Source organism: Rufibacter sp. JT3400010 (genome assembly GCF_054956755.1).
On record NZ_JBUDXA010000013.1, the window covers coordinates 115,695 to 128,656 of the forward strand.

8 protein-coding genes are annotated in these 12,962 nt (G+C 48.8%); 6 read left to right on the forward strand and 2 right to left on the reverse strand.

Annotated elements, in window-relative coordinates; all coding sequences use genetic code 11:
* Positions 1 to 103: 103 nt before the first annotated feature.
* The gene (locus tag ACY0JR_RS13470) at positions 104 to 3,304 is read right to left on the reverse strand and encodes a TolB family protein (RefSeq protein WP_462634618.1); all 3,201 of its coding nucleotides are present in this window, start codon (positions 3,302 to 3,304) and stop codon (positions 104 to 106) included.
* Positions 3,301 to 4,377 carry an NAD(P)/FAD-dependent oxidoreductase gene (locus ACY0JR_RS13475; protein ID WP_462634619.1) on the reverse strand — a complete coding sequence of 359 codons (1,077 nt, stop codon included), beginning with the start codon at positions 4,375 to 4,377 and terminating at the stop codon, positions 3,301 to 3,303. Before ACY0JR_RS13475 ends, ACY0JR_RS13470 begins: the two co-directional genes overlap by 4 nt.
* A gap of 65 nt (positions 4,378 to 4,442) precedes the next feature.
* Between ACY0JR_RS13475 and ACY0JR_RS13480 the strand changes: the two genes are divergently transcribed.
* The 6 genes from ACY0JR_RS13480 to ACY0JR_RS13505 all read left to right on the forward strand — a co-directional run bounded on the left by ACY0JR_RS13480 (position 4,443) and on the right by ACY0JR_RS13505 (position 12,494).
* Positions 4,443 to 5,093: an MBL fold metallo-hydrolase gene (locus tag ACY0JR_RS13480; protein ID WP_462634620.1), complete on the forward strand. Its 651-nt coding sequence runs from the start codon at positions 4,443 to 4,445 to the stop codon at positions 5,091 to 5,093.
* A 39-nt stretch (positions 5,094 to 5,132) separates the two neighbouring features.
* Complete coding sequence (gene pssA / locus ACY0JR_RS13485) at positions 5,133 to 5,837, forward strand: CDP-diacylglycerol--serine O-phosphatidyltransferase (protein WP_462634621.1); 705 nt, start codon at positions 5,133 to 5,135, stop codon at positions 5,835 to 5,837.
* Complete coding sequence (gene purS, locus ACY0JR_RS13490; RefSeq protein WP_462634622.1) at positions 5,834 to 6,085, forward strand: phosphoribosylformylglycinamidine synthase subunit PurS; 252 nt, start codon at positions 5,834 to 5,836, stop codon at positions 6,083 to 6,085. Before pssA ends, purS begins: the two co-directional genes overlap by 4 nt.
* 90 nt (positions 6,086 to 6,175) lie before the next feature.
* Positions 6,176 to 10,018 (forward strand): type IX secretion system sortase PorU, encoded by a 3,843-nt coding sequence (gene porU / locus ACY0JR_RS13495; protein WP_462634623.1) that lies wholly within the window; start codon positions 6,176 to 6,178, stop codon positions 10,016 to 10,018.
* 25 nt (positions 10,019 to 10,043) lie between these two features.
* Complete coding sequence (porV, locus tag ACY0JR_RS13500; protein ID WP_462634624.1) at positions 10,044 to 11,210, forward strand: type IX secretion system outer membrane channel protein PorV; 1,167 nt, start codon at positions 10,044 to 10,046, stop codon at positions 11,208 to 11,210.
* 3 nt (positions 11,211 to 11,213) lie between these two features.
* Positions 11,214 to 12,494 carry a M16 family metallopeptidase gene (locus ACY0JR_RS13505; protein ID WP_462634625.1) on the forward strand — a complete coding sequence of 427 codons (1,281 nt, stop codon included), beginning with the start codon at positions 11,214 to 11,216 and terminating at the stop codon, positions 12,492 to 12,494.
* Positions 12,495 to 12,962 lie beyond the last annotated feature (468 nt).

Below are 12,962 nucleotides of genomic sequence, written 5' to 3' on the forward strand. Positions count from 1 at the left end.
AAGCAGAATGCCTCCCTTTATACAAGGGAGGCATTCTGCTTTTAAGAGTGTTTTCAGGAAATCGGCTTGAAAGCAAATGACCTATTTTCTAGGGGATCATTGGTTAGAAATCATATCCCATAGAGAAGTAGAACTTAGGTCCCTCGCGCTGTAGGTTCCGTTCGCCCCAGGCCATGTCAAACCGACCGTACACGCCTAGCAAGGTGGTACGAGCCCCGAATCCGTAGCCGTACATAAATGGATTTCGGAAGTTACGGACAATTACTTCAAACGGAGGTCTTGGCACCGGCTGGGTATTCACGGAGTTATCATCGCTGAACGGGTTGCCGCTGTTGTAAGCGGTTCCGGCATCAAAGAAACTCACTAGCTCCAGGTTCCGGAAGAAGCCAGAGTTGATGGGCCCTTCAAACAGGTATTGGAAGATAGGCAAACGCAGTTCTGAGTTCCAGAGAACGTAACGGGTGCCATTACGGGCACCGTAGTTGAAGCCTCTTAAAGGCGTGGCGAAGTTCATGAACAGATAATCTACCGGACCCATGGCCAGGCTATCATCGTCATCGGCATTGATCCAGTTGTCCACGCCACCTAGTTTGTGCCGTTTGGGAGCCGGGCCAAATGATTGCTCGTAGCTCAATCTATTGGCCCATACAAATTGCCTATGAATCTTCTGGTAGTGCCGTAGGTCTACGTAGAAGTTACCAAAACCGGCAGATTTGTTTCCGATGCCGTACATTCTGCTGATTCCTATCTTCATGCGGGTTCCTTCGCGCATGTTCATTCCCGTCACGACAGAATTGTCATACACAATCTCGCCGCCTATACCGGCCAAATCGGTTACCTGGTCTGGTTCAGCGAAGTTCTCCACGGCAATGGCTCTTACATTCGCAAATCTTGGCAGCACCTTCACGCTAAGCGCATTGGTCAACGGATAGCTAAAGGCTGGCAGAATCTCATATTTGGAAAGCTTGGTACGCAACCCACCCACCGACGTTAAAGAGATGCTCTGTCTCTGGAATCCAACGCGATAATCATAGCGGTTTTTCAGGTTGGAGTACTCAGCATAGAAGTTGGTGGTCTGCAGATCTGTCAATGCGAAAACCCCTCCTCTAATGCGGTAATCCTCAAACAGATCGGCCATGCCTACTTCCATCACAAACCCAAAGCCCAGCAAAGGATCGGCGTGAATGGAGGTGGTCAAGCCGTTCACCCCGAACCGCAGATCATAGGGCTTAGGATAATTCAGCACCAGCGAATCTGGCGTGTTCATGGCCATGATGGTTCTGGGTTTGGGAGCTGCTTTGGGCTTAACCGGGGCGGCAGCACTGTCTGTGGCGGTACTGTCTATGATACCACTGGCCAACTGGCTCGCCCGTAAAGCAGCCAACGAGTCTGAGGCGGCCTTCGCGGCCAAGGCAGCCGCTATGCGCGCATTCTCCTGCTGAATACGGCGCTGCAGGTGCCCTTCTAATACTTCCTGGCGTTTGGTTTTGAAGCCGGTTTGCGCAACTGCCGTTAGCGCGGAGTTAGGATACCAATACAGGAATTCCTTGGCCCGGTCACTGGCTACAAACGTGAGGTTACCGGTGCGCACGTTGTAATCATAGGTTTTAATACTCTGCCGGAAAGCAGACACGCGCTCTATGGTACCCGTCTTTATATTATGACGGTACAACGACCTGATACCGGTTTCCTCGCCCAGATACATAATTTCGTCTTCAGACAAACCAATAGGCATCACTTCATTAGAGGGCGTATAGGTCAGTTGCCAGAAGCGGCTTTGGGTATTCTCTGGGTCAAAGAGGTAAATATCAAAGTTGTTGGTAACGGCTGCGAACTTGCCCCGGCTAGACTGGAGGGAATCTGCGAAGCGGTTAGAACTGAACACAATGCGGTTGCTGGTACCCGGCAGAAAAGACGGATCCAGGTCATCAAACACATCATTGGTCAACTGCCGCACCAACCGGCCGCCACGGTAGAGAAACAAATCGCTCTGCCCGTTTTTCACGGCACTCAAGACCATGAATTGACCGTCTTCTGAGAAATCCAGTCCAGCTACCTGGCTGTAGGTACTGAAATTGAGCACGTTGTTTGTCTTGCCCAAAATATTTTTTACCGTGGCTACGCCCGGAATATACCGTTTACCGGCATCCTGTAATTTAAGCTGCAGTTTTCCGCGCCGCACATCTGAAATACCCAGTTGGGATTCTGACCGCCAGGACAGCAAAGGCACCGTGTGGTCTACCTCTTGGTTGGGCATTTTATACCCGCCCCGGTACACAATGCGTTGGTTTTTAGAAGCCAGGTTGCGCACGTACACTTTGTAGGCTCCTCGGTCATAGATCACATACGCCAATTTCTGCCCGCTGGGGCTTAAAGCAGGCTCTGAGTACAGGACATTCCGGCCATTGGCTTTCTTGATCTTATTGTCTTTGCTGGGCGAAGGCATGGAGCCGTCGGCAAAGGTGTTCATTTGGGTGTAGTACGCGAACCAATCGCGCATGAACCGCTTGTACGGCATGTTCAGACTGCTGGCAATCCCTATCTCAATGTCACGGGTAATGCGGGTCAGGTTAAGGATGTTCTGGATGGCGGCAGTACCGTGGCGTTCTGTGATGTAGTTCCAGATGGCCTGGCCGGTCAGGCGCTGGTTACGGGCAAACAACGGGTCTGAGCGTTTACCGCCCGTTTTCTGGATCATGTCGCGTACGTAGTCGTCCATCTCCACGCTCCAGCCTTCGGCTAGGTACGCGGCCGCGCCAGACACAAACCACTCCGGCAAACGCAGCAGGTAATTGCTCTGGATCACTTCCTTCAGGCTACCGCCGTACATCATGTCTGAGAGCAACAACTCAGAAATGCGGTAGGTCATCTGGCGCTTCAGCTCGGTCTGCGAACCTTCAAAGGCCACCTCAATCTTGCTTTTCACAAAAAGGGCATCATTGCCGCCTTTGTAGGGGTCATCAATCAAACCTATGTTGCTCTGCTTCATGTCTGAAACAGAGTTGTACATGATAATGGTGATTTTGGAGTAAGGATAGTAGCCAATCAAGGCCGTAATCCTTTTCAGCTCCCGTTCGGCGTGCTCGGCGGCGTTGCGCGCCAGTTCCCGGCCGTCCTGCGAGAAATAGATGTTGAAGTTCTGCGTGCTGTAGTACTGCCAGTTGAAACGCTTGTATTGAATGCGGTTCTGACCGAAGTCATCTGGGGCAGTGGCCTGGCCATACGTGAACGCGGGCGCTCCCACGCAGAGGAGCAGCACAAATAACCGGCACACATATAAGAAGCGAGTAGAGAGTTGACTCATGTGTTTGACGTTGATGCTAAATATAACGATAAATACCGGGCAATAGTCACTTCTGGCCACAAGGGTGTTTCCTGCTCCAGCAAAGAAATAAACTGCTGGGCCAGTAAAGGTGCCATCAATACTCCTTTAGATCCCATTCCGTTGAAAATTCCCACCTGCGGCGCCTCAGGATGAAGCCCGATCAGCGGTTTGCGGTCCCGCACGGCTGGCCGTATGCCTACATACTGCTTTTCCACGGTGAATGGTTTTTTGAGGATCTCCTGCGCTTTGGTGGCAAGTTCATCTTTGGCCTCAGAGGTAAGCTGTTCCTCCAGGTTGCGCCAGTTGTAGGTAGCGCCCACCCGGTAATGGTGTTGCCCTAAAGGCACAACGTAAACGGCTTTATTATAGATATATGAAGCCTCAAAATCTGGCACTTTTATGTCTAAAATTTCTCCTTTATTCAGAGAAAAGGGCAACCAACTGAAAAACGGATTCTGTGCCCCGCCGGCACCTTCGCAGAAAATGATTCTCCTGGCCTGCGCCTCGCCGTACAGAACACCGTCTGGCCGCAGTTGAAGCTGCGTAAAGTCAATGGCCTCCGGCCGAAACACGCCTCTGTTTTGCAGGTCTTTTTCCCGCTTGTCCAAGAAAGTACGCAAGCTCACATAACCGCCCTGCTGAATGAGCAGACCACCCAATTCCTGATGCACGTCTTCAGAGGCAGGCAATTGCAGGTGCGTGGTTTCAATGTAACCGTCCCAGGCGGTATCAGTGCTTTTGCCCATCCAGTTGTTCTGTTCCTCGGGGGTGGAAAACAGTTTTAAGATAGATTTACGGTGGAATAAATCTACTTGGTAACGTGCTTCCATTTCCTGGTAAAACGCGGCGGCGGCGGGCAGAAACGCATCTACCTGCCAACTTTTGGCGAACCGTTTTCCGGCCACCGGATTAATCAACCCCGCCGCCACCCGTGACGCCGAGTTCTCTTTGGGCGCATCAAAAACCAGCACCGTTTTACCGGCTTTTTCCAGAAAACAGGTCAAAATGGCGCCGGCCAAGCCGTGTCCTACTACCAGATAATCATAAATCATGTCCCAAGGTACGGCATGTGCCGCTGAAATCTGTAACTTAGAGCCTGCAAAATAAGATGTGATCCATGGCTGCCACTGGTCTGCAAGTAAAATACTTTACGTTCAATCCGTTCTCAGAAAATACCTACGTGCTGTATGACGCCACCAAAGAGTGCGTCATCATTGACCCCGGCTGCGCCGATAAACAGGAACAGCAGGAGTTAACGCAGTTCATCCAGGCGGAAGGCCTGAAAGTAGTACGTCTCTTGAACACGCATTGCCATATTGACCACGTGCTGGGAAATAAATTCGTGGCAGATACCTACGGCGTGCCGCTGGAAATCCACGAAGAAGATTTAGCCGTGTTACGGGCGGTGCCCACGTATTCTGCCGCGTATGGTTTTCCGCAGTACCAGGAGATTTTACCCGAGAAATTCCTGAAAGAGGGCGAAAACGTGCGCTTCGGGGAGACCCAGTTGGAAGTACTTTTCACGCCCGGTCATGCGCCTGGCCACGTGGTCTTCTACCACGAAGAAAGCAAAAACCTGATTGGCGGCGATGTGCTGTTCCACCGCAGCATTGGCCGCACTGACTTACCAGGCGGCGATTACAACACGCTTATCCAAAGCATCCGCACCAAATTATTCACACTCCCCGATGAGGTAACCGTATATCCTGGCCATGGCCCCTCCACCACTATTGGAGAAGAAAAAGCCAGTAATCCGTTTTTGAGCTAATTTTACTTAAACAGGCTCAGAACAGACCTTTCCAAATCTATGAAGAAGCACATTCCTAATTTCATCACTTGCCTTAACTTATTATGTGGTTGCCTTGCCTTGGCCTCGGTTTTTGAGCAGGACTTAAAGGCAGCCGCGGCCTGGGTTGTAGCCGCGGCTACCTTAGACTTTATGGACGGCATGGTGGCCCGCGTACTCAACACGTATTCTGAGATAGGCAAACAACTAGATTCCCTGGCAGATATGGTTTCCTTCGGTGTAGTGCCCGGCGCGGCCATGGTGCAAATGCTGGCCCAAGCCATTGAAACCGGCGGGTATGACCTGCCTGCTTTTCTGCCGTATGCCGGCTTCCTGATTACCATTTTCTCCTGCGTTAGGTTAGCCAAATTCAACATAGACACCCGCCAAGTTTCCTCTTTCATTGGCGTGCCTACCCCGGCCTGTACGTTGTTCATCATGTCTTTGCCGCTCATTATGATATATGATGATTTCGGCTTGACGCCTATTATCATGAACCCTTATGTGTTGCTGGGCATTACGGTCCTGTTTTCGTATTTGCTCATAGCCGAGCTTCCGTTGATTGCGCTTAAATTCAAAAGCGGCTCCTGGAAAGGGAATGAAGTACGCTATATTTTCGTGGGACTTTCCTTTCTTTTCCTGGCAATCCTTAACTTTACCGCTGTGCCGTTGAACATGGCCATGTACATTATTTTATCATTTTTCCATAAATCTTCTTCCCTATGAAATTCACCGCCGAAATAGACATCATGCCGCATTCAGAATTACTTGACCCGCAGGGAAAGGCTGTGATGTTGGGTTTGGAGCATTTAGGCTTGGAGCAGGTGTCTGATGTAAGAATTGGCAAACATATTCGTTTACAGTTAGAGGCAGAAAACGAAACTGCTGCAGCCCAGAAAGTGGAAGAGGCTTGTAAGAAGTTACTGGCCAACATGATTATGGAATCATTTTCTTACCGTCTCACCGCCAACTAAGTAACATTCAGTCAGGTTTTTAACTCAGTTCCTTGAGTTGAACCTATTGAGAGAGGGACTGTGTTGCGGAGTAACTATTTACCCGCGTACATGCATGCTGTAAGGAAGTTTCTTTTGGCCGTTGGCTTTTGGATTTCCGCCGTTTCTGCCTGGGCTCAGAACCAGGCAGAAACGCGGAGTGTCTCCTGGCGTGCCATTCCGCCCAATTCTTCGGCCCCGGCCACTCCCGCGTTTGAGGAAGCGGCTTTTGTGAACCGCGAGGAGATTCCGTACTACCTGCTCTCCCTCCCTAACGCAGCGGTCACTTCTTTTGAGTTCACCAGCCTGGAGTTTAGCCCGCTTACCGAGGCAGAAATGCGCTCTTTTCCTAAAAAGGGGCTTAAAACAGAACTTCAGCCTGCCATCAGCGCGGGCACGGCTAACCGAATACCCCACTCTGTCATCGCTTTTCAACCGTTTCGCCTGAATCCACAGACGGGCGCGGTGGAGAAATTACTTTCTTTCAGTTTTCGCTACGTTTCCGGAAATAACCTCAGAAAAGCTAGTACTGCCGCCGGGCGCCGGGCGTATGCCAGCCGTTCGGTCTTAGCTTCCGGCGAGTGGTTTAAGATTGGGGTTCCGGCCTCAGGCATGTACAAGCTAGACCGGGCCGCCTTGCAAGCGATGGGCGTGAACCTACAGAACCTGAACCCACGCAATTTGCGGCTGTTTGGTAACGGCGGCGGAATGTTGCCGCAAGCCAATTCTGCGCCGCGTCCTGATGATCTGGTGGAGAACGCCGTTTGGGTAGAAGGGGAACAGGACGGCACTTTTGACGCCAATGATTATGTGCTGTTTTACGGACAAGGGCCGCATACCTGGTCAGAGAATCTGGTTACCGGGCAATCGCCTTTTCGGCACACCCTAAATCTCTCCAGTGACACCACCTATTACTATTTGAATGTAGGTTCATCTGCCGGACTGAGGGTGAATCAGCAGGCCTCGCTTGCGGGCTCTTTCCCGGTGGTGAATTCATATGATGAGCGTTGGTTTCACGAAGTAGACCTCCGTAACATGGTCAACTCCGGCCGCGAATGGTACGGCGAGGAATTTACGGCCTTCGCTCCGCAGCAAACTTTTGCCCTGCCGGCTTCTGAGGTAGTGCCCAACAGTACCGTTTGGCTTACCTCGGCGGTGATGGCGAACTCCCCTGAAAACAGCTCGTTTTTGGTAAAACTCAACGGAACCACATTGGGAACGCATGCGGTTTCGGGCAGAGGCTCGTACAATTACCACCCCGAAGGAGTGAACCATGTACTCCACTTTTCGCCTTCCCTCAGCGCGCTCACGTACGCCAACGACCTGAACGTTTCCTATACTTACCAATCCGGCAACAGTTCTTCGGCTGCCGGGTTTCTAAACTACTTTACTTTATCCGCGCAGCGGCAACTGAAACTTTACGGAAATCAAACCAGTTTCCGGTCGCTGGCCAGCAAACGAAATGCCGTGACTACGTTTCAGGTGGGTGGGATTACTGCCTCTGATGCACAGATTTGGGATGTCACAGATCCTTTGAAGCCTTTCCGGCAGCTTGCTACACTTAACAATGGGGTCGCTAGTTTCTCGGCCAACAGCCCACAGCTCCGCGAATACGTGGTTTTCCAGGGTTCTTCTTTCCCGGCTCCTACTTTTGTAGGAAAGGTAGCCAACCAGAATCTGCACAGTCTTAACCTAGACGGGAAGCTGGATATGGTCATTATTGCTCCGGCTACTTTCACAGCACAGGCGCAGCGTTTGGCTACCCACCGGCGCACGCGCTCGGGCTTGCAGGTAGAGGTCATTGCATTGGCGGCTATCTATGACGAGTTTTCTTCGGGCAAGCAGGATATCACCGCCATCAGAGATTTCCTGAAAATGCTGTATGAACGCAGCACCAAACAGGGAGATGAGCTGATTCAGGTGGCTCTGTTAGGCGACGCCTCTTTTGACCCTAAAAACAGATTGCCGCAAAACACCAACTTCATTCCTATTTACGAATCGCGCCAGTCTCTGGACCCCGTGCTTTCTTACTCTTCAGATGACTACATCGGGTTTCTGGATGACGAAGAAGGCGAATGGTCTGAGATTGATTTCACGCTTGCGCACCGCCTAGATGTGGGCATTGGCAGACTTCCGGTTAAAACACCTGCGGAGGCAGACCTGATCATTGATAAACTGATCAAATATGAAAGTGAGCAGACGTTAGGCAACTGGCGCAAACGCCTCATTTTCTTAGCCGACGATGGTGATTCTAATGAACACCTGAATGACGCAGATTACCTAGCCGAGTTTGTAGAACGTAACCACGCAGACTACTTGCCCCAAAAAATTTACCTGGATCTGTACCCGCAGATTTCTGTGCCTAACGGTCAGCGCTCCCCAGAAACAAACCAGGCCTTGCGTGAAGCCATTGAGAAAGGAGCCTTGGTCACCAACTACACCGGCCACGGCAATGCGTTAAGTTTAGCCGATGAGCAAATTCTGACCATTAATGAGATTCAGAACTGGAAAAACGCCAACAAGCTCACGTTCTTTTTAACTGCTACCTGTGAAATTGGCCGCTATGATGACCCAAGACGGAATTCCGGCGCAGAAACGGCGCTATTCCACCCCGAAGGTGGAGCCATCGGTCTTTTGACTACCACTCGCCCGGTGTATTCAGATGGAAACCGGGCTTTAAATACCAATTTCTTCAACTTTCTCTTTGCGCCGCTCGCCAACGGCAACATGCCAACACTTGGGGCACTCACCAATAAAACCAAGAACGCGAGTTTGTTCGGCGTGAATAACCGGAACTTCGCTCTATTGGGAGATCCGGCCATGCGTCTCGCCTATCCAAACCTGCAGGTGGTCCTCTCTCAATTGAACGGCAAACCTTTTTCCGCGGCAGCGTCAGATACGCTTAAGGCACTTTCTAAAGTTCAGCTAAAAGGTTTCGTGCAAAACAGCCAGCAACAAATAGCCACCAACTTCCAGGGGCAAATTCATATTACAGTCTATGATAAGCGGGCAACGCTTACCACGCTGGGTGACCAGAATGCCAAACGCCAGGTTCTGAACCGCAGTAATGTGCTGTATGATGGCTTGGCAACCGTCAAGAGCGGTGTGTTTGAGGTTTCTCTGGTAATCCCTAAAGACATCAACTACCAGATCGGTGACGGAAGTATTCATTTGTATGCTTCCTCTTCTACCCTGGACGGTCATGGCGCAACCACGGTACCAGTAGGCGGAGCCAGCACCGAGGTGGCGGCAGACAATACTCCCCCGCAGTTAGAGCTTTACATGAACGATGAATCCTTTGTCTCTGGCGGAACCATTGGGACAGAGGCCACGCTGCTGGCTCATTTATTTGATGACAATGGCATCAATACCGCCGGGGCTGGCATTGGGCATGAAATCACCGCTATTCTGGACGAGAAATCGTCTGAGCCTATTATCTTAAATGAGTTTTACACGGCAGATGTAGATTCTTACCAATCAGGTAAAATCCGGTATTCTCTGCAGAACGTAGGTGTAGGACCGCACACTCTTTCTCTGAAAGCCTGGGACACCCACAATAACTCCAGTACTACCCAGATTGAATTTATTGTTGCCTCTTCTGAGAAACTAGCCTTAGACCATGTGTTCAATATTCCTAACCCGTTCTTGAACAAAACTACGTTCCATTTTGATCATAACAGACCCGGACAGGAGCTAGATATACTTATTCAGGTATTTACCGTATCAGGAAAACTAGTGAAAACATTGCATGGATTTGGGGATGGCAGTACGCATTTTTCTGACCTCAACTGGGATGGTAGAGATGATAGTAATGATGTTTTAGCCAAGGGCGTATACATATATAAAGTAAATGTACGTTCTCGTCAGGATGGGGCTAGTACATCTCGTTACGAAAAGCTAGTTTTACTTAAATAAAATAAGATACAACAATCTATACCGCATGAACTGCAACTTCTTCAGATCTACCCTTCTTGTTCTGTTTGTAATTTCTTTCTCTAGCCTGTCCACGAAGGCTCAAACTACTATAGGGCAGAATACTACCTACAGACCCATCACTACGGCGGTACCGTTCTTATCCGTTACGCCAGATGCCCGTGCCGCAGGCATGGGTGATGCGGGTGTAGCCACTTCCCCAGACGCGAACTCCATCTACTGGAACTCGGCTAAACTTGGCTTCATTGAAACCGATCTAGGTGTTTCGCTCTCTTATACGCCCTGGCTGTCTAACATTGTGAATGACATGTCCCTGAGTCAGCTTTCGGCTCATAAGAAAGTAACGGCCAACTCCACCATAGCGGCCTCTTTGCTTTACTTTGACTTAGGAGAGTTAAACTTCACCAACGCATCAGGTAACCCCATCCAGAACTTCAACCCGAAAGAATACGCCTTCAACCTTGCTTACGGACAAAGGTTAAGCGAGAACCTAAGCTTAGGGGTAGGTGCCCGATTCATTCACTCCAATCTGTCAGGCAACGTCAATGTGGGCGGCGGCGGCGGTGTAGTTGCTGAATCACAGCCGGGTAACTCTGTAGCCGTAGATTTAGGCATTTATTACACCAAAGATCTTGCTTTGGGTGGCAAGAACTATAACCTGGCCCTGGGCGGAAATATATCTAACGTGGGCGGCAAGATCTCTTATACGACTGCCGGGAGAAGAGACTTTTTACCAACCAACCTGAGACTGGGTACTGCCTTCACCATGGAGCTTGACCCTTACAACAAGATTACCCTAGCTGTAGACGGTAACAAACTGCTGGTGCCTTACACGCAATCAACCAACCCGGCTGCCAATGATGACACCAATGTCTTCTCAGGGATTATCAAATCCTTTTCTGATGCTCCCGATGGTGGAAGTGAAGAATTGAAAGAAATCATGGTTTCTACTGGCTTAGAGTACTGGTATGACAATATGTTCGCCGCTCGGGCAGGCTACTTTTACGAAAATGAGCTAAAAGGAGGCCGTCAGTACTTTACCATGGGTTTAGGTATCCGTTATCAGAAATTCGGTTTTGATGGTGCCTACATGCTCCCGAACGATCAGAACAATCCTTTAGCACAAACCTTCCGTTTCACGCTTCACTTTAGATTAGACGAAGCCGAACAATAATATATGCTTCTTAACCGCACTGTAGCACCTGCTATTGCAGAACTTTCCACAGACCTTTCCATTGCTCCAGAAGTGATACAAACCCCTTCCGGAGCCCGTCTTCATATCTTTGAGAACAACATTCAACCTGTAGTACGGGTTGAATTTGTTTTTAGGGCAGGTAAATGGTTTCAAACCAAACCTGGAGTAGCTTCACTTACGGCTAAAATGCTGAAGGAAGGCACCACCCTGCATTCGGCAAAAAAAATAGCTGATACCGTAGATTACTACGGTGCCTCTCTGGAGGTGAACCATGGCTTTGACCGATCTACTGTTACGTTATATTGCCTATCGAAATTCCTTCCCTCGCTGCTTCCGCTCGTGTTAGAGATCATAGAGCAACCTTCTTTCCCTGAAAATGAATTTACCCTAATGAAACAAAGGGTAATCCAAACATTAGCGGTAGATAAACAGAAAAATAGTTACTTAGCGACAGAGGCCTTTACGGTAGCCATCTATGGGAAAGAGCATCCGTATGTTTCCTCCATCTCAGAAGAAGAGATTTCAGCATTATCAATTGCTGATTTAAGGCACTTTCACCAACTAGCCTACTCCTTTGCTTCTGCAGAAATATTTGTCACTGGTGACATATCAAAAGATAGTATCAGCGCTCTTCTTTCTGGTTTGAAGAATAACACAGCTACAGCGGTAGAGCCTTCTTCCATATTAGATCACATACCACAAACTGGGTTAATGCTGCAAAAGACGGCTAACCAAATGCAAGCCTCTATTCGGGTAGGTTGCCCCACTATAAAGCCCTCTCATCCAGATTACCCAAGCTTGTACCTTCTCAATCACATTCTGGGAGGCTATTTTGGCTCTAGGTTAATGAAGAACATACGGGAAGACAAAGGCTACACCTATGGTATTTACTCTGCTCTTTCCAATAAAGAAAACGATTCTTTGTTCTTCATTGGAGCAGATATAAAAGGAGATAAAATCACGGAGACATTAGAGGAAATTACCAAAGAGTTGAGCTTACTTCAGCACGAAGAAGTACCTGAAGATGAATTCGTGACAGCTAAGAAACACCTTGCCGGTAAATTCCTTTCAGACCACGCTACCTTGTTTGACAAAATGGATAAGTATAAATCAAACGTACTTCTAGGTTTACCTACCAACTTCTACACTCAACTCCTTGACTCAATTCAAACGCTTACATCTGATCTTCTTATAGAAGTAGCTAATACACATCTACAAGAAGATGACCTCTTGAAAGTAGTTACTGGTGGCAATCCATCTTAGCTCAAGTCTCCAGTAAAAATAAGAAGGCTCACCGATTTTCATAATCAGTGAGCCTTCTTATTTTAGGACAAAGTTTACACCTATAAAGTTACTGTTGAATTGCTGTGTCTCCTATGCTGATAGTGAGAATAAACCGTTCGCAAACAAACATATTCCTCCCGAATATTATCAAACCAGCATTCTATAAGCAGCGATATGAGGTTTCCTGTTCCATTTTAGAATAAGAGATTAATAGTATACTTGAATCTGGCTCAAGTACCACTAACACCTTAATCATCTATTGACTGCAGAAGATTTAAATACGTCAAGTCTACTTCTCTACTACAATGAAACAGGTTCAGTGAAACTAATAAGCAGTGCGTTTATGGCTAGTACTTAGAAAATAAAGTAAAAACGAGAGTTAAGAGAGCCAGGGCAAAAGTAAAAGCAGTACACTCAACAAGTAGGATATTATACAAAGAAAGCTGC

What these genes read in the sequence shown, in the direction of transcription:
- porV (WP_462634624.1), top strand. Translation starts at nt 10,044, where the DNA reads ATGAACTGCAACTTCTTCAGATCTACCCTTCTTGTTCTGTTTGTAATT.
- purS (WP_462634622.1), top strand. Translation starts at nt 5,834, where the DNA reads ATGAAATTCACCGCCGAAATAGACATCATGCCGCATTCAGAATTACTT.
- ACY0JR_RS13480 (WP_462634620.1), top strand. Translation starts at nt 4,443, where the DNA reads ATGGCTGCCACTGGTCTGCAAGTAAAATACTTTACGTTCAATCCGTTC.
- ACY0JR_RS13475 (WP_462634619.1), bottom strand. Translation starts at nt 4,377, where the DNA reads ATGATTTATGATTATCTGGTAGTAGGACACGGCTTGGCCGGCGCCATT.
- ACY0JR_RS13505 (WP_462634625.1), top strand. Translation starts at nt 11,214, where the DNA reads ATGCTTCTTAACCGCACTGTAGCACCTGCTATTGCAGAACTTTCCACA.
- ACY0JR_RS13470 (WP_462634618.1), bottom strand. Translation starts at nt 3,304, where the DNA reads ATGAGTCAACTCTCTACTCGCTTCTTATATGTGTGCCGGTTATTTGTG.
- porU (WP_462634623.1), top strand. Translation starts at nt 6,176, where the DNA reads ATGCATGCTGTAAGGAAGTTTCTTTTGGCCGTTGGCTTTTGGATTTCC.
- pssA (WP_462634621.1), top strand. Translation starts at nt 5,133, where the DNA reads ATGAAGAAGCACATTCCTAATTTCATCACTTGCCTTAACTTATTATGT.